Below are 16894 nucleotides of genomic sequence, written 5' to 3'. Positions count from 1 at the left end.
CGCCTGTCTTCGTCACGACGCGCAGGAACCTAGGGCTTCGAGTGCGCTCTAAGTCAAGGGCACAATCGCAGGTTTTTTGTGGCGGTGTGATTTCAGTAGTGCGGCGGCTTGGTGATTGGCACTTCGCTCGCCTCTTCCAGTTCAGCCACGAGCCCCGCCAGCGCGCGCAGATGGCGCTGCAGATGCTCGATCTCGCCCGACTGGCGGGTAACGACGGTGTCCAGATCCGCGATCTGCTTTTCCTGGTGGGCGATGTGGGTTTCGAGATCCGCGATGCGGGTTTCCAGATCGGTGGGCATGGGGAGAGTCCTCTTGCAGGTTCGCGCCCGGTCTAACCCATACAGGCTTCCTGCGACAGGTATCGGAGTATCGCCGAGAGATCAACGCAAGGTGTGGCTGATGTCGAGCGGATTGCTTGACATCGCTTTCTTCATGTAAGTGACTTAACGGAAGGGTCGTGTCTTGTGATGATCGGGGGATTGGATGCCGACGATTTGTTTTCGAGGGGACCGGGGCCCAAGCGCGGGGCGGCTCGGATTTGCGATGGCCGGCTGCGTACTCGCGGCGCTGCTTTGCGCGCAGCCGCACACGGCCCTGGCAGATGGCGGTGGCGTGCCGCAGGTGGCGGCCGACGCGTCTGTGGCAATCATCGTGAATGCGCCCTGGCGGGCATACCCGAACCTGGTTCCTCTCTCGCGTCTGGGCTTTCCCGCTCGCTACACGATTGCCGTGGACGAGACAAAGACCGGCGAGGGTTCGGTCGAGCCGCTGATCGGCCTGAAGCGCATGGGGGGTGCCCTCCAGACGGGCATAGAACCAGGTGGCGAAACGTTGGTTGAAGGGACTGATATCGGCGTGCTGGGTGTTGCCGCGGCGACAGCGGAGAGTGCGCTTAACGGGACTTACATGCTCGAGGGACTCTCCCCCGCAATCCTGATCGGCAACACCTGGGGCGGTCAGGCGGGCGTGACGGATATCCTCGGCAGCGAGACAAGCATTCCGCAGAGCTTTACGATCGCGGAGTTTTCCGTCCCCCATTTCGTCCGCCTGTGCATCGACAGGATTATCGATCCGGGCAATTCGGGGAACACGCTGCCGCTCGTCGCCTTCAGCGTGGACGGGGAAGCCGTGACGCGTTCGGCCCCGGGCAATGCGCGCGACGTCGCCATGTGGCAGCACGGCTGCGTCGATCTCTCAGGATCGACATTCACCGCAACGCTGGTGCGCAAGATCGATCCCGACAAGCCGCCATTGCCTTTCCCCGGGCCTGTTCGGGTCCTGGGCGCTCTCGCCTTTGCGCCGCTCGATCAGGTGCGCGCGGCGACCAATCTGGCGAACCTTGAGCCGAAACCGCGTCTCGGCGGAACGTTTCAGGCAACGTGGCGCACTTTCTACCGAAATGCCGTTATCGCCTACAATCTGCCCGCCGCCATGGAATATGCGATTTCCTATCCCGAATTTGTCAATGACGGCTACCAGTCGAGTACGACGGTCAACCGGGAAAAGGGAAAACCGGCCATCCTGATGCACGAGGGCGGCGGCGTGGTGGTCCATGCCTCGCAGGTCAGCCTGACGAAGGCCGTGCCCAGCGGTATCGGGAAGTTCATGCTGGTTGGATACGGCGAGGCGGATTTCGACACCGTGAAATTCGCCCTCTCCGGCGATCCGCGTTTCGCGCCCGCCGCGCCGCAGATAACCGTCGCCCGGTTTCAGGAGCCGCAGCTCATGCGCGTTTGCATCGACAGTTCGAAGTTGATCATTGGCGGCCACATCGGTTTGCAGGCCGACCCGTCCCGCCGCGCGCATGCGACGATCTTTGCCGATGGCCGGCCGGTATTGCCAGGCGGCCTTCCCATTCCGCTCTTCAAGGCGTGCATGGATCTCGCGGCAAAGACGGTGGAGGTCGGTTTCTTTGCCGACCAGCAGCTGGATCCGGGGGCCTGGCGGATCGAAGGCACACTCTATCATCGACCGCTGTCGGCGAACTAGCGCGAGGGAAAGGGCGGCGACGAGGAGGGCTCTTTGCGTATTCTGTCTGGGCGATGAGGGCTGGAGCCCCATGCCGCCATCGCAAGTCGTGTCCTCCCGACGTCGTCAGCAAGAAGGCGCGGGGGCAACAAGAGCGGGGGCATGAAAAAGGGCGGCCCCGAAGGACCGCCCTTTGCGTATTCTGTCTGGGCGAGGGTCTTAGAAGCCCATGCCGCCCATGCCGCCCATGTCGCCGCCGCCCGGCATCGAGGGGGAGTCCTTCTTGGGCAGCTCGGCGACCATCGCCTCGGTGGTGATCAGCAGGCCGGCGATGGACGCCGCATCCTGGATCGCCGTGCGCACGACCTTGGTCGGGTCGATGATGCCGGCTTCCACCATGTTGACATACTTCTCGTTCTGGGCGTCGAAGCCCATGCTGTCGTCGCTCTCGAGCAGCTTGCCGACCACGATGGAGCCTTCCACGCCGGCGTTCTCGGCGATCTGGCGGATCGGGGCCTCAAGGGCGCGCAGCACGATCTTGATGCCGGCCATGATGTCCGGGTTGTCGGAGGTGAGCTTCTCGACAGCGGCCTTGGCGCGCAGCAGCGCGGTGCCGCCGCCCGTCACGATGCCTTCTTCCACGGCCGCACGGGTCGCGTTGAGGGCGTCGTCGACGCGGTCCTTCTTCTCCTTCACCTCGACCTCGGTCGCACCGCCGACGCGCAGGACGGCAACGCCGCCGGCGAGCTTGGCCAGACGCTCCTGGAGCTTCTCACGGTCGTAGTCGGAGGTGGTCTCTTCGATCTGCGCCTTGATCTGCGCAACGCGGCCCTGGATGTCGTCCTTGGAGCCGGCGCCGTCGACGATCGTCGTGGCTTCCTTGGTGATCGTGACCTTCTCGGCGGTGCCGAGCATGTCGAGCGTGACGTTCTCGAGCTTGATGCCGAGATCCTCGGAGATGACCGTGCCGCCGGTGAGGATCGCGATGTCCTCGAGCATGGCCTTGCGGCGGTCACCGAAGCCCGGCGCCTTGACGGCGGCGATCTTCAGGCCGCCACGCAGCTTGTTGACGACGAGCGTGGCCAGAGCCTCGCCTTCGACGTCTTCGGCGATGATCAGCAGCGGGCGCGAGGACTGCACGACCGACTCGAGGATCGGCAGCATGGCCTGCAGGTTGGAGAGCTTCTTCTCGTGCAGGAGAATGTAGGGCTTCTCCAGATCGGCGAGCATCTTCTCGGCGTTGGTCACGAAGTACGGCGACAGGTAGCCGCGATCGAACTGCATGCCCTCGACGACCTCAAGCTCGGTCTCGGCGGTCTTGGCTTCCTCGACGGTGATGACACCCTCGTTGCCGACCTTCTGCATGGCCTCGGCGATCATGTCGCCGATTTCCTTCTCGCCGTTGGCGGAGATGGTGCCAACCTGCGCGACTTCGGCGGAGGTGTTGATCTTCTTGGAACGCGCGGTCAGGTCCTTGACGACCTCGGCAGTGGCGAGATCGACGCCGCGCTTCAGGTCCATCGGGTTCATGCCGGCGGCAACAGACTTGACGCCTTCCTTGACGATGGCCTGGGCCAGCACGGTCGCGGTGGTGGTGCCGTCGCCAGCCAGATCGTTGGTCTTGGAAGCGACTTCGCGCACCATCTGCGCGCCCATGTTCTCGAACTTGTCTTCAAGCTCGATTTCCTTGGCGACGGTGACGCCGTCCTTGGTGATGCGGGGGGCGCCGAAGGACTTGTCGATAACGACATTGCGGCCCTTGGGGCCGAGCGTGACCTTTACGGCATTGGCGAGGATGTCGACGCCGCGCAGCATGCGGTCGCGCGCATCCGTGGAAAACTTAACGTCTTTGGCACTCATCGTGTCTTGTCTCGCGAATAGGGTTGAAAGGGGGTGTCGATATCGTGGGTTGCGCCAATCAGGCGAGCACGCCCATGATGTCGGTTTCCTTCATGATCAGCAGGTCTTCGCCGTCGATCTTCACCTCGGTACCGGACCACTTGCCAAACAGCACGCGGTCGCCGGCCTTGACGTCGAGAGCCACAACCTTGCCGGAATCGTCGCGTGCGCCGGGGCCGACGGAAACGACCTCGCCTTCCTGCGGCTTTTCCTTGGCAGTGTCGGGGATGATGATGCCGCCGGCCGTCTTTTCCTCGGAGTCGACGCGACGGACGACGACGCGGTCATGCAAAGGACGAAAAGTCATTGTCTGGCTCTTTCCTCTCTCAGAGCGCCCTCCAAAATGAGCAGCGCTCCTCAGTGATGCCTTGAAGACTGATGGATTCAGGCCATCGCCCGGGCATGTTAGCACTCAAGTACACAGAGTGCTAACGGCCGAACTCCATGTATGGTGCCGCTTCGCCGGTGTCAATGAGATCGGTCTGTGTTTTTTGGTATTCACGGCGCCCCGACAGTCGGGTCGGCGAGACGGGGCAAGACCGGGCGAGACGGGGCAAGACCGGGCGAGACGAGACCGGGAGCTGCGCCGGCTGGCGTCATCCCTCCGTACGGAGTGCCCGAAGTGCGAAACCGGGCATCCGCGACCCATTGTGATCGTGGTTAACGGATAGTGAATGCCCGCATCACACCGCCCCGCCGCTTCTCGTTCTGCATGCGCCTTTGGTTGTCCGGCCGGAAACGCGGACGTTCACACCGTCTCTCGCGCGGCCGGTTCGCACGGGATTTGGCGAACCATGCTGAGTAAATGTGACAGCAATTGGAAGGGAAAGAACTTCTAGTAATAAAATGAAGTAAAATAGAATAAAAATTTAAGAAAAGAAATAAAGCGAAGGAACTATTCCGAAATGAATCATAAATAGATGGATACATGCCGAGAATATTTTCGGCGCGTCAAACGCTTGTTTGCGGTCGCGAATGTAAACCCTGCGACCGCAAGTTCGCGAGGCTATCTGTAAGGAAGTTGCAATGATCCGCAAGTTCATGGGTGACCGGCGTGGCAATGTCGCCATGCTGTTCGGGCTGGCGGCCGTGCCGGTCGTGTTTGCGGTTGGCGCCGGGATCGATATGGCCGACGTGGTGGCCACCAAGCAGCGCGCGCAGATCGCCATGGACGCCGCGGCTCTCACGGCGAACACCAGAACTCTGGGGCTCACCACGGATCAGGTGGCAGCGCGTGCCCGGGACGCTTTCGACGCAAATTTCATCTCCACCTCCGCGACCATTTCGAATTTCTCCGCCGTTCCCAATGGCGATGGCACTGTGGAGGTCTCTGCCGATGTCAGCGTGCCGACCTCATTTGCGCCGCTCATCGGCGTGGAGGAATTCACCTTCAAGATCGCAGCCGAGACGAAGGTCGGCGAGGCGAGCTTCGATGTCGTGATGGTGCTGGACAATTCCGGCTCCATGGGCGGGACGAAGATCTCCACCCTGAAGACCTCGGCAAAGGATCTCACCGCGACGCTGCTTGCGGCCAATTCCACCGGCAGCATGGCCGACCGGGTCAAGATCGGCATCGTGCCCTTCACCGCCTTCGTCAATGTCGGCGCCGACAATGCCGATGCCAGCTGGCTGGATGTGAACGGCCTGTCGCCGCTCAATGCCAACAATATGGAAAAGACCGGGGTTTCGCGCCTTGCGTTGTTCGACCAGATCGACGGCGTCACTTGGCAGGGTTGTGTGGAGGCGCGACCCTATCCCTATGACGTCAACGACGATCTTGCGAGCGACGATACGCCCGCCAGCCTGTTCGTTCCCCAGTTCGCCCCCGACGAGCCGGACGAGGGCGGCTACTATTGGTACGGCAACTGGCACTCCTATCGCTACTCCAACAACTGGATCGACGATGACGGCGGCACCTGTACGGCAAGCATCGAGGAAACCGGCACCGACGGTCACAACCTGAAGCAGAAGCGTCTTTGCAAATATGACGGGGCGTCGCTGAGCACGTCGACCAATGGCGTTTCGCGCGGCCCCAACTACGGCTGCAAGACGCAGGCGATCACGCCGCTGACCACGAGCCGAACCACCCTCGACAACGCCGTGACCGCGATGGTCGCCGACGGCTATACCAACATTCATCAAGGTGTGGTGTGGGGATGGCGTGCGCTGTCGCCGGCCGAACCGTTCACCGGCGGTCGTCGGCTCGACGATCCGGCATTGCCCGGTCACCGCCGCATCATGATCCTGATGACGGACGGTGCGAACACCTACGAGTGGTACGACAAGAACCCCAACATCTCGAAATACAATGCCTACGGGTATGTGACCGAAGGCCGGGCCGAAACCACGGACAGTTCCTGGACCGTGCACACGACGATGAATGCCCGCACGGCCGAGGCCTGTACCAATGCCAAGACCGACGGCGGCGTGGAGATCTACACGATCGCCTTCCAGGTTTCTGACCAGAGCACGCTCGACATGCTGGAGGACTGTGCCACGAAGCCGAGTATGGCCTACAAGTCGGAATCCAACTCCGAGCTGACATTGGCCTTCGCAAAAATCGCCAAGGAAATCACACGGTTGAGGGTGTCGCGATAAGAGCGATCTCGCCGCCGGCGAGGCTACGGGCGGCGCGATGGGTGGACCGACGCGACAACCTGCGCACGCCCGTCCTTCGTTCGCGAAGGGCGGGCGTCGTCGCATCACAAGGGCGGTGCGCGTTGCGCGCGGGGCGAACCTGCGGTCCGCGCGGACGCGGACTTAACGCGCCTTCACCGTAAAGGGCAGGGAAAATGCCCCTGACTTGTCGGAATTGTCGTCCGCGAGCTTCGTCACGAGCACGTAGTCCCCGGGGGAAAGGCCGTCGAAGCGGTATGTGAGGGTGGCGGGAAATTCGCGGATCGGGTGACGGGCCTTGGCGGTGAGGTGGGCGAAGTCGTCGCCCGATGCCAGGATCTGTCCGCCCGGCGTACGCAGTTCGAAACTGGCGGCAAGCGCGATGGCGACGAGATCGTCCTCACGGGCGAAGCCATAGGCGACCGGTTCGGCATAGACGTTGATCGCTTCGCCGGGTGCAAAGACCGCGTTTTCCCTGGGCGTATAACGGCCATAGCCGCCCGCCTTGCCGGAAGTGAAGATGGCGACCGTGAAGCCGAGCGGTGCCTCCGACCACGCCTGATCGAGAGCCTCCTGTGCCGCAACGAGCTTTGCGGCAGGAGCGGGTTCCTCAGCATGGCCGGGCATCGTCGCTGCCCCCACAAGCATGGCCGCGCCCGCAAGCAAAGTGCCAAGGACTGCGGTAGCCTTTGCCGTTCGGCCGATGGCGGTCGCGATGCTCATGTCTGCTCAGTCCCCCTCAAGAAGTCGAAACCATCTTGTCCGCCCGCTATAGACCGGACGCGGGAAATGCTCAACACGCAAGCGGGTTTCGGGAAACGTCAACGTTAACAAGGGGCGTTTCGTGGCCGGAACGATGGAGCGATATTTCGTCGGTTCAGCGCTTGTCGTCCTGTGCCGCGCGCACGGCGCCGACGAGCCGTGCGCGCAGGGCCGAAGACGGCAGGACGGCACGCAGGGTCGGATCGGGATCCACCGCAAAATCGGGAAACTCTGCGTCAAGCGCACGCATGGCGGCGCGCGCGCGCGCGCCATCGCCGGCCTCGTGCGCGACGAGAAGACGCGCCAGCAGCGCGGAGAGAGCGGTGGATCCGGCAAGGCTCTCGGCCTCCGCTTCCGCCAGTTTGCTCTTGCCCGCGCCCAGCGCCCCGAACACGGTCATGACGGTGTACCATTCCGGGTGATCGGGATTGAGACGGCCGGCACGCACCAGAAGGGCCAGCCCCTTCTCGCTGTCGCCGCTCATCACCAGCGCTCCGCCATGGGTGGCGATTATGTCGGGATCGTTGGGGTTCAGTTCCAGCGCCAGCCGTCCGGCGGCGAGAGCCTCTTCATGGCGACCGAGCAGTACGAGCACCGATTCAAGCGCCTGATGGGCGCGCGCGCTTTGCGGGGCGATCTCCACCGCTCGCCGGGCGAGATCGAGGGCCTTTTGCAGATTGGCGGTACGGCTGGCCGGATCGGTTCCCGAGCGCACGTCCTCTGCGTAGGCGAGAGGCAACAACGCATGAATGGCAGCTGGCGGGCGCCGCCGTGCCGCAAGGCCTGCCAGACAGGCCCGGCTGCGGGCATTGAGGTCGGCGGAAAAGCGACGTTGCGCGGAAAATGTGCGCAGCACGCAGGCAAGTCCCTCCTGCGTGCCCGCGGCCTGCGCCCCGTCCTCGCCGGCGCGCGAGGCCGCATGATTGAAAATGACGCCGTAGGGCTGGGCTATGGCGGTCGCCGCATTGCGGGCGACCCGTTCCTGTACCAGATCGGGCGTTTCGCCCTCGCTTGCCACGTCGAACAGCGAGGACCACACGATCTCGCCGCTCGCCAGATAGACGAGGCGGAAGCTCAGGAAGAGTCTTTCCTGATCTGAAGAGACATGACCTTCCAGCCGGTAATCGGCGGCGTCCGCGGTGTCGGTCACGCCGATTTCGTCAAAGCGATAGAGCGCGCGGGCGAGCTTGTCACGCAGCGCGGCACCGGAAAACCCGCCGGGCAGGCGCGCCGCCGGATCCTCCTCGATCGCGGCGACCAGGACGACCGGCAGATCCCCCTTGAAGGCGGCGACCGGAATGCCGCTGCCGTCATCATGCACCGTGGCGACAGCAAGGGCGGGAGGGGACGAGGATGGCATCTCGAACGAGCGGTAAACCAGAAAGGCAGCAATCATCAGGAAGAAGGCGCCAGCCGCGCCATATGCGGCGCGCGGGCGATGGGGGCCCCGTATGGCGGCGGCAGGTGCTGGAGGCGCTGCCGACGCGTCGCTGTCTCCAGCCGGGGTGAAGTGCGGGATGTAGCCGCCCTTGGGGATGTCGACGCGGATCGGATCCCTGACGCCGGGACCCCTGAAATAATCCGCCAGCATGCGTCTCAGCCGGGCCGCCTCCACCCGCACGATCGGATCTGCGGACGGGTCGAACGAGGCATCGCGGCCGAGGGCTTCGGTCGCGATGGTGTAGCCCTTGATCCGTTCCGGCTCGCCCTGCAGTTTTCGTTCGACAATGTATGTCAGAAACGAGCGCAACTGGGGCGAGGCCGCGAAGGCGGGGCTTTCAAGGATCCGCGAGAGCTCAAGCCTGACGGCGCCTGTCTCGCAGCCATCCATCTCGCAGCCATCCATCCCGCAGCCGTCCGTCGCGTCGTCGCGGCCGTCGCTCGTGGCGCTCACGATGTCCTCCCAAAGGTGCCATTGCGGCAGCAGGTCGACCGCGCGCGAAGCGCAGCCGCCTGTTCTTGTGGCGCTCAGGATAGGACAAATCGGCCGCCACGGAAAATCGCGCTTTCGACCGATAGACAGAAGGGCAGGGGAGGCGGCGCGCGCAAGGCAGGCGTGCCGACCCTTGACGGGGGCGGTCCGTGTTCAGGCCGCTTGCGTGCCAGCGATGTCGTAACCGGCTTCCTCGATCGCGTCGGCGAAGCTCTTCGCCGGCAACTCGGACGAGACCTCGACGCGGCCGCTTTCCAGATCGATGGAGTACTCGGCCTTCGGGTCGACGCCGGCGACGGCGTTCGCAACCGCCTTCTTGCAGTGATCGCAGGACATTCCTTCGACAGTCAGAACAATCATTGTCTTCTCCGCTCGTTTGCCAATGCGGCTGAATTTGACGTTGAAAATGAGGATGGACCTTGCAGCGACTGGAAGGTCAACGGTCAAGATGTCGCAGCGCCCCGGGCCGTAAGGCACGCCTGCTCAAGGCGGTTTGCGGGTTTTCCCCCACTGGGATGATCAAAGATAACGGGGGAGATCGGCGATCCTTAACGCCTATTTACGTTTTTCCGCTGCCGACGCGCTGCCGCCATTGGGTTATGGTGCCGCTTTCGGGCAGAATTGCCGGAAATTGGTATTGATTCGACCTGCGACGGCGGCTGACGCGGACATGGCCTGGGTATCGGCGCTTTTCATTGGAATGTGCATGGTGGTGATCGCCGGTTCGGCGAGTGCCGTCCTGTATTTCCTTTTCGGCACGAGCCTGGGCGACGCGACGATCGTGGGCACGGCGATCCTCGTGGCGCAATATCTGGTCAACCTCCAGGTGATGCGCACCCGCGACAAGAACCGCACCCAGCGCCAAGTGGACATGGTCAGCCGTGGCGTGGTGCAGATCAATCAGGAAGTTCAGAGCCTGGAAAACCGCCTCAGCGCTTTCGAGAACGGCTTTCCCGCACGCGCTCGCGACGAGATCGAGCCTGTCTTTGTCGAGGTCGAGGTTCTGGGCACTCTGGTCAAGCAGATCGCCGAGGCGGTCGCCGATCTGGAAACGCGGGTGACCGAGATGCCGGCGCTGATGAACGCGCGCGCCGGTGGCGGCTACGTCTCGCCTCAGCCCGCCGGACTTTCGGCTCCTCCTCGCGCAATCGCCAACGGCCAGGCCTACGCCCAGTCTGGGAACCCGGGATCGGGGCAGGCATACGGGGACGCGGGCGGAGTGTCCTGGCAGGATCCCGGCGCCGCGCTGTGGGGCGCGGGCGGCGGTACGGACGACCCTGCGCTTCGCGACGCGGTCGCGCGCGCGGTGGAGGCGAGCCGCATCGATCTCTATCTCCAGCCCGTGGTTACGCTGCCTCAGCGACAGGTGCGTTACTACGAGGCGCTGACGCGCCTGCGCACGGAAGACGGAGAGGTTCTCCTGCCGCTTCACACCGTGCCGATCGCCGAAAGCCTCGGCATCATTCCCACGGTGGACAACGTCCTGCTGCTGCGCTCGGTTCAGGTTTTGCGGCGGCTCGCCTCGCGCAACAAGGCGGTGGGCCTGTTCTGCAACATCTCGCCGCTGACCCTGTCGGATGACAAGTTCTTTCCCGGCTTCATCGAGTACATGGACAAGAACCGCCAGCTTGCGGAACTGATCGTGCTCGAATTCACCCAGGCGGGCGTCGACGCGATGGGGCCGCTGGAATTCGAGACCCTGTCGGCGTTGCATGACGTGGGTTTCCGCTTCTCAGTCGACCAGATCACGGACATGGGCGCGGATTTCAGGGGCTTGAGCCGTCGCGGTTTCGCCTACGGCAAGATCGCGGCCGACCGGCTTCTCGGCCGCGCGCCCGCGGTTGCCGGCGACATCCATCCCCATGACTTCGCCGATCTGCTCGTGCGCTATGGCATCGAACTCGTCGCCGACCATATCGAGACGGAGGCGCAGGTGCTGGAGGTTCTGGAATTCGGCATCGGCTACGGACAGGGCTTCCTGTTCTCGCCACCGCGCCCGGTACGCGCCGATGTGCTCCAGGGCGGCCCGCTGCCGGGTAGCGAACGCCGCCGAGCGGTCGGGTAAAGAAACCGCCTCAGACCTTCTCCTCTCGCGTTCGCACGGAGCCGCATGAGCGGCTCGACCGTGCTGGGGAATTGTGAGCCGGGGCACTGTGAGCCGGGACATTGTGAGAGGGCGGGCAGTTTAAGGATCGGGAAGAAAGAGCGGGCAGCATGAGGCGGGCAACCATGCGGCTGTCGCGCGCGCAGGGCGCCTTCTGTCATTACAGATCTGATCGGGGTTCAATACCATCTCGGTGCGGGACGACCGTTTGCCTGCCCGAGGATCCGCCGCGAGGACGCTGCCCCTAATCTGTCCGTATCGCAATACCAATGGATGCCCGATCAAGTCGGGACGGCGGACACGCAGGTATCGAGACGCGTGCGCGTCCCATGGACAGGGGAATCGCTTGGTTCGTCTGCCCAGTCGTCAGAGGGACTGTGCGGCGGGCCCTGCGGCCCATCCTGCGAGACGCTCCCTGTCCCCGCCTGGCTCCCCGGGATGAACCCGCCTCTTTGATGCTCTCTGGCACTGGGAGGGGCGGGCTCATCGTGAGGAGCCGGGGCGGGCTGCGTCTCGGAGGATGGGTCGCGTGCGCCGGGTGTGACGCCGCTTTCATCCTCAGCCCCCATGCGGGGGCCGAAACGTGTCTATTCGTCCTCGGTGGCACCCTGGACGGAGTAGAAGAAGCCGCTCGCGAAGATGCCTACGGCAACCGCGACAAGGAGCCCGAGTGTCGAGCTGACGAAGGAAGCACCAACCGCGGCACCAATGCCGAGCCCGATGCCCATTGCAACGCCTTGACTCATTTTTTTGAACCTTCAGTCAATAATCAGGTAGCGGCGAGCTAGGCTTCAATCGTGGCTGAATTGTGTCAAAATAGTGTCGGAACTGTGGATTCCAGCTTCTGCATGGCAGGGTCCCGAAAAGCTCAGAACTGACTGATTTTCAAGGGTTATAGCGCAGTATTGTCATTTGGGACGAGCGGCACCATGTCACCTGCGCTCATTTGGCACGGTTTTTTGTCCGTATATATCTCATGGTTGGAAGTTCCGTGCGGCAAGGTTCCCGCGCGCCGTCGGGCAAAAGAAAAGGGCGGGACTGCCTGCCGGCCGTCCCGCCCTCAATAGTCGGCTTTTGAAGAGGATCAGGAGGCCGCGCGGCCCACCGTGACGATCGTCGGCGTCTTGCCGCCAAGAAGCTCCTTCGCAACCCGCTTGACGTCGTCAAGCGTCACCGCCTCGATAAGGTCGTTGCGCTTGTTGATGTAGTCGATGCCCAGATTTTCCATCTGGATGCCGACAAGCTGGTTGGCGATCTTGCCCGAGGTGTCGAAGCGCAGTGCATAGGAGCCGGTGAGATAGCTCTTGGCCTTCTTGAGCTCGTCTGCCGTCGGCCCGTCCTTGGCCATGCGCGCGATCTGCTCTTCCATGATCTTGAGCGTCTCGCCCGCGCTGTCCGAACGCGTTCCTGTCCCGGCCATCAGGATGCCCGCATGGTCGTAGGGCGCGAGATAGGACCAGACCGAATAGGCCAGCCCGCGCTTCTCGCGCACTTCCTCATAAAGCCTGGAGGAGAAGCTGCCGCCGCCCAGGATGTGGTTCATCACATAGGCCGGGATGAAGTCCGGGTCGGCCCTCTTCAGTCCCGGCAGTCCGAGACGGATCACCGCTTGCGGCACATCCATGTTGACGTTTTCCGTCACGCCTGTCTTCGGCGTCGCGTCGGGCACCTTGACGAGCTCCGCCTTGGCCGGAAGCTTGCCGAAGGTCTTGTCGAGCAGCGGGCCCAGCGTCTTTGCGTCGATCGCGCCGACGACGGCGATCTTCAGGTTGCCGCGCGCCATCAGGTGCTTGTGCAGCGTCACGAGATCGTCGCGGGTGATGGCGGCGAGCGTCTTCTCCGTTCCTTCCGTGCGCCGCCCGTAGGGGTGGCCGGGGAAGGCGGCGGCGAACCAGCGCTCGCTTGCCACCGAATCGGGATCGCGGCTGTCATTGCGGATGCCGGCGATCAGCCGGGTGCGCATGCGCTCGATCGCATCCTTGTCGAAATGCGGATCGGTGATCGCGAGGCTCAGCATGTCGAAGGCCGCGTCACGGTTGGCGGTCAGGGTCTTCATGCTGCCGGAAAAGCTGTCGCGTCCGGCATTGAAGCCGATCTCGACGGAAAGGTCCTCCAGCCTGGTCTGGTAGGCCTGCGAATCGAGATCGCCTGCCCCCTCGTCGAGCAGCGTCGACATCAGGTTGGTGAGGCCTTCCTTGCCGTTCGGATCCTGTGTCGCTCCGCCCTCGAAGGCGAAGTCGACCGAGATCAGCGGAATGGTGTGGTCCTCCACCAGCCAGGCCTCGATGCCGCCGGGACTGACGACGCGCTGGATTTCCGTGGCGTGGACGGGACGGGCAAGCAGCGCCAGCATCAGCAGGACGGTAAGCGTGACGAGCGCCGCGAACCCGCGGCGTGCGGCTGAGGTGTCGGCACGCGCCGCGGCCTGTGCCGTTGCGCGCGGTGTTCTCGGATTATGATGGGTCATCAGGATTTGTTCCCGTCCTCAATCGGCTTGCCGGTGAGATAGGCGGTGACGGAGCGGTTCGCGTCGAGATAGGCCGCCGCCGCCTTGACCTGGTCGGCCGTCACCCTGGAGATCCGCGCCGGCCATTCCTGCACGTCCTTGATGGTGCCGCCGGTGGTCAGCGTGCTTCCGAAGATGCGCGCCAGCGTCGACTGGCTGTCCTGGGCGTAGATCGCATTGGCAAGCACCTTGCGCTTGGCGCGGGCAAGCTCTTCGTCGGTGATGCCGTTCCTGGCGATGTCGGCGATCACCTTCGTCGAGGCCGCCCGCACGTCGTCAAGGCTCACCCCGTCGCGTGGCACGGCATAGACGGTGAAGTCGGTGGGGCCGAGCTGGGTGCTGGAATAGTAGCTGCCCGCGCTGGTGGCGATCTTGTCGGTGACGACGAGCTGGCGATAGAGCCGGCTGGTCGCGCCTCCGCCGAGAACGTCGGCAAGCACATCGAGCGCTTCGGCCTCGCCGTTCTTTGCGGTGGTGTAGCTCGGCACGATCCAGGCATCGCGCACGCTCGGTTGCTTCACGCGCGGATCGGAAAGCCGAACGATGCGGTGGCCGGGCAGGGGCGGTTCGGCCGGACGCAGGCGCGCGGGCGGATCGGCCCGGCGGGCGACCTTGCCGTAGGTCTCTTCGGCGAGCGTCTTGACTTGCGCCTCGTCGACGTCGCCGGCGATCACCAGCACCGCATTGTTGGGCGTGTAGAAGCGGTTGTAGAAGGCGATGGCGTCCTTCGCAGACAGCTTCTCCATCTCCGCCCGCCAGCCGATGATGGGAATCGCATAGCCGCTGTTATTGGCATAGAGGACGCTGTTCACCGCCTCGCTCAGACGCGAGCCGGGGTCGTTGTCGACGCGCATCGAACGCTCTTCCAGGATGACCTTGCGTTCAGGCGCCACCACGGCATCGCTGAGCACCAGGTTTTCCATCCGGTCCGCCTCGAACGACATGACCGTCTTCAGGTGCTGCTTGGCCACACGCTGGAAATAGGCGGTGTAGTCGGAGGAGGTGAAGGCATTTTCCGAGCCGCCCAGTTCGGACACGACGGCGGAAAACTCGCCCTGCGGGTGCGTCTTGGTGCCCTTGAACATCAGGTGTTCGAGGAAATGGGCGATGCCGGACTTGCCCGGGCTTTCGTCCGCGGCCCCCACCTTGTACCAGATCATCTGGGTGACGACGGGCGCGCGATGGTCGGGAATGACCACCACCTGCAGACCGTTGTCGAGGGTGAAGGTGGAAACATCGGCGCCGATCTTCACATCGGCGAAGTCGGATGCCGCTGAGGGTTTCGCAGTCTCCGCCAGGCTCGGCACGGGGCCGGCCACGATGGTGAAGGCGAGGGCAGCGGCGCATGCCGCCTGCATGAACCGGCTTTTCGTTAAAGACACGGATTGAGGCTCCTTCGCTGATCGCGTGTGCACTCTCGCGAAGGATATAGGCAGTTTGCGGGCGCCAGCGCGAATGAATTATCCGTAAGGATGCGTGGGGGCTGTTACGCAAGATGCGCCGGAAATCGCAGGAAACGCAGCGTTCCGGTGCGCCGGGCCATTGTCCCGTCTCGAGAATGTGAGCGGCCTTTTGGGAAAATGCGGTAAGGCGCCGGCCCCACTCGATCGCAGAGACAAGCGACGTCACACGACACGGCATGAACGCATCCCTCCCCGATCGGGTGAGGGAAACGGGCCTTCATGAAAGAGGGATATCTCCATCCCTCAGCCGGTGCATGTGAGCCAACCTCTCCCCAAGGGAGGAGAGGTCATTGAAAGAGTGGCCGCAAACAGGTCCTGCGGCGCGGGCCGTCAGCGCGTCGTATCGCGGCGGGGATCGTAATCGTCGATCGTGTCGGTCGCGGGCTTGACCTTTTCCTTCTTGATGGCTTCCACATCAGGAAGGGCGGCGGTTGCTGCCGGGGTGGAATATTCCACCGGCGGTTCGATCAGGTAGTTGCGCTGCGGCTTGCCGTTCGCATCGAAGAGCTTCGCCGTATCCTCCGGCTTGACCATCTTCTGGCCCTTCATCTGCTCGATGGTCAGGCGGTTCTGGCTGTTTTCCCAGGAACCGTCATCGCGGATAGAGCCGGGGCCGTCCTTGAGGCGATCATTGCCGGCGAGCGTGCCCTTCTTGACCTCCTCGATGCCGAGGCGATGGCTGCTTTTCTCGATGTTGATGTTGGCTTCCGCCTCGCGCCGGTCGTTCGCCTTCTGAATGGCGGCGAGCTCCGCATCCTTGTCGCGCGGCCAGTTGGCCGGCGTGGCGGCGGCGGTCTCCGGGCTCGGCAGATCCTTCTGGTCGCTCGGAATGGCGAGCGGCGCGCGCGGCTGATAATTGATCGGCTTCTCGTTCGGATCGACCGCGCCAATCGATTTCATGAGGCCCTTGACCAGCGCCACGTCGGGCGCGGTGCCGTCGGACCCGTACATGCCCTCTGAGTTGGACATGCAGCCGGTCATGCCAAGGCCGATGGCGGCCACCACGGCGAGACGGGCGATCGAACGCGGTCGGGTACTCGGCACGGTTGTTGTCCTCAGGTTTGCTGCTTGGCCGGTCGGCGCAGGGAAATACGAAAAGCTCTCCCTGAGCGTGCGGTTAGCGGGCAATAACGCCTATTTTGCGGCACTTCCGCCGCGATCGGTCAGCCAGTCATACAGAAGGCCGATCACACCCGCAACGATCCAGACGTCCGCGATGTTGAACACATACCACGAAAATGACCCCACGTGGAAATGCACGAAATCGACGACGGCGCCGAAGACAAGACGATCGATGCCGTTGCCGATGGCGCCCGCCAGGATGAAGGCAAGCGCCAACCCCGTGACGAAACGTTGGGAACCAGCCGCCCAGATCCAGATCGCCACCGCGGCGGCGAGTGTGAAGGCGGCGAGCAGCCACCGCCCCGTCTCGCTGTCCTGCTGGAAGAGCCCGTAGGAGATTCCCCGGTTCCACACCAGAACGATATCGAGAAAGGGCGTGAGAGCGACGGGCCCGGTCGCGCCGAGGTCGAATCCGTTGAGAAGCCACAGCTTCGTCGCCTGATCGAGCACAAGCCCGACAATGGCGATGAGCGCGACCATGCCGCTGTGGCGTCCCCAAAGGGTCATCGCGCTCATCCCTT

At 63.6% G+C, this 16894-nt stretch carries 14 protein-coding genes; 3 read left to right on the top strand and 11 right to left on the bottom strand.

Annotated elements, in window-relative coordinates; translation table 11 throughout:
• Nucleotides 1-92: 92 nt before the first annotated feature.
• A complete protein-coding gene (locus tag C8N35_RS01745; RefSeq protein ID WP_107987903.1) occupies nt 93-299 on the bottom strand; it encodes a SlyX family protein in 207 nt (68 codons plus the stop codon).
• Nucleotides 300-543: 244 nt separating this feature from the next.
• Here C8N35_RS01745 and C8N35_RS01740 point away from each other — a divergent pair, with 244 nt between their 5' ends.
• The gene (locus C8N35_RS01740; protein ID WP_107987902.1) at nt 544-1989 is read left to right on the top strand and encodes a hypothetical protein; all 1446 of its coding nucleotides are present in this window, start codon (nt 544-546) and stop codon (nt 1987-1989) included.
• 198 nt (nt 1990-2187) lie between these two features.
• Here the strand turns inward: C8N35_RS01740 and groL are convergent, their stop codons facing one another.
• A complete protein-coding gene (gene groL, locus C8N35_RS01735) occupies nt 2188-3828 on the bottom strand; it encodes a chaperonin GroEL (RefSeq protein WP_107987901.1) in 1641 nt (546 codons plus the stop codon).
• A gap of 58 nt (nt 3829-3886) precedes the next feature.
• Complete coding sequence (gene groES, locus C8N35_RS01730; RefSeq protein WP_107987900.1) at nt 3887-4174, bottom strand: co-chaperone GroES; 288 nt, start codon at nt 4172-4174, stop codon at nt 3887-3889.
• A gap of 719 nt (nt 4175-4893) precedes the next feature.
• Here groES and C8N35_RS01725 point away from each other — a divergent pair.
• Nucleotides 4894-6465 carry a TadE/TadG family type IV pilus assembly protein gene (locus tag C8N35_RS01725; protein WP_107987899.1) on the top strand — a complete coding sequence of 524 codons (1572 nt, stop codon included), beginning with the start codon at nt 4894-4896 and terminating at the stop codon, nt 6463-6465.
• Between the two features lie 162 nt (nt 6466-6627).
• Here the strand turns inward: C8N35_RS01725 and C8N35_RS01720 are convergent, their stop codons facing one another.
• From C8N35_RS01720 to C8N35_RS01710, 3 genes are all read right to left on the bottom strand, one after another.
• Nucleotides 6628-7206 carry a hypothetical protein gene (locus tag C8N35_RS01720; RefSeq protein ID WP_107987898.1) on the bottom strand — a complete coding sequence of 193 codons (579 nt, stop codon included), beginning with the start codon at nt 7204-7206 and terminating at the stop codon, nt 6628-6630.
• A gap of 154 nt (nt 7207-7360) precedes the next feature.
• A complete protein-coding gene (locus C8N35_RS01715) occupies nt 7361-9139 on the bottom strand; it encodes a tetratricopeptide repeat protein (protein WP_107987897.1) in 1779 nt (592 codons plus the stop codon).
• Between the two features lie 192 nt (nt 9140-9331).
• Nucleotides 9332-9538 carry a cation transporter gene (locus C8N35_RS01710; protein WP_107987896.1) on the bottom strand — a complete coding sequence of 69 codons (207 nt, stop codon included), beginning with the start codon at nt 9536-9538 and terminating at the stop codon, nt 9332-9334.
• Nucleotides 9539-9848: 310 nt separating this feature from the next.
• Between C8N35_RS01710 and C8N35_RS01705 the strand changes: the two genes are divergently transcribed.
• Complete coding sequence (locus tag C8N35_RS01705) at nt 9849-11243, top strand: EAL domain-containing protein (RefSeq protein WP_146177327.1); 1395 nt, start codon at nt 9849-9851, stop codon at nt 11241-11243.
• A gap of 626 nt (nt 11244-11869) precedes the next feature.
• Here the strand turns inward: C8N35_RS01705 and C8N35_RS23805 are convergent.
• From C8N35_RS23805 to lspA, 5 genes are all read right to left on the bottom strand, one after another.
• Nucleotides 11870-12028 carry a hypothetical protein gene (locus C8N35_RS23805; RefSeq protein WP_170121988.1) on the bottom strand — a complete coding sequence of 53 codons (159 nt, stop codon included), beginning with the start codon at nt 12026-12028 and terminating at the stop codon, nt 11870-11872.
• Between the two features lie 338 nt (nt 12029-12366).
• Complete coding sequence (locus C8N35_RS01700; protein WP_107987894.1) at nt 12367-13749, bottom strand: M16 family metallopeptidase; 1383 nt, start codon at nt 13747-13749, stop codon at nt 12367-12369.
• Nucleotides 13749-15170, bottom strand: coding sequence for a M16 family metallopeptidase (locus C8N35_RS01695; RefSeq protein ID WP_245926619.1), 1422 nt, complete (start codon nt 15168-15170; stop codon nt 13749-13751). The genes C8N35_RS01700 and C8N35_RS01695 overlap by 1 nt, the downstream gene beginning before the upstream one ends.
• Nucleotides 15171-15581: 411 nt before the next feature.
• On the bottom strand, nt 15582-16295 hold the full coding sequence (locus tag C8N35_RS01690) for a hypothetical protein (protein ID WP_107987892.1): 714 nt from the start codon (nt 16293-16295) through the stop codon (nt 15582-15584).
• Between the two features lie 90 nt (nt 16296-16385).
• Nucleotides 16386-16889 (bottom strand): signal peptidase II, encoded by a 504-nt coding sequence (gene lspA / locus C8N35_RS01685; protein ID WP_107987891.1) that lies wholly within the window; start codon nt 16887-16889, stop codon nt 16386-16388.
• Nucleotides 16890-16894 lie beyond the last annotated feature (5 nt).

Source organism: Breoghania corrubedonensis, assembly GCF_003053845.1.
Taxonomy (GTDB): Bacteria; Pseudomonadota; Alphaproteobacteria; order Rhizobiales; family Stappiaceae; genus Breoghania; species Breoghania corrubedonensis.
Note: the sequence above shows the minus strand (reverse complement) of the source record. Positions and strands in the feature narration are given on the sequence as shown.

Coding starts and splice junctions, on each gene's coding strand:
- C8N35_RS01745 (WP_107987903.1), bottom strand. CDS start 299: ATGCCCACCGATCTGGAAACCCGCATCGCGGATCTCGAAACCCACATC.
- C8N35_RS01740 (WP_107987902.1), top strand. CDS start 544: ATGGCCGGCTGCGTACTCGCGGCGCTGCTTTGCGCGCAGCCGCACACG.
- groL (WP_107987901.1), bottom strand. CDS start 3,828: ATGAGTGCCAAAGACGTTAAGTTTTCCACGGATGCGCGCGACCGCATG.
- groES (WP_107987900.1), bottom strand. CDS start 4,174: ATGACTTTTCGTCCTTTGCATGACCGCGTCGTCGTCCGTCGCGTCGAC.
- C8N35_RS01725 (WP_107987899.1), top strand. CDS start 4,894: ATGATCCGCAAGTTCATGGGTGACCGGCGTGGCAATGTCGCCATGCTG.
- C8N35_RS01720 (WP_107987898.1), bottom strand. CDS start 7,206: ATGAGCATCGCGACCGCCATCGGCCGAACGGCAAAGGCTACCGCAGTC.
- C8N35_RS01710 (WP_107987896.1), bottom strand. CDS start 9,538: ATGATTGTTCTGACTGTCGAAGGAATGTCCTGCGATCACTGCAAGAAG.
- C8N35_RS01705 (WP_146177327.1), top strand. CDS start 9,849: ATGGCCTGGGTATCGGCGCTTTTCATTGGAATGTGCATGGTGGTGATC.
- C8N35_RS23805 (WP_170121988.1), bottom strand. CDS start 12,028: ATGAGTCAAGGCGTTGCAATGGGCATCGGGCTCGGCATTGGTGCCGCG.
- C8N35_RS01700 (WP_107987894.1), bottom strand. CDS start 13,749: ATGACCCATCATAATCCGAGAACACCGCGCGCAACGGCACAGGCCGCG.
- lspA (WP_107987891.1), bottom strand. CDS start 16,889: ATGAGCGCGATGACCCTTTGGGGACGCCACAGCGGCATGGTCGCGCTC.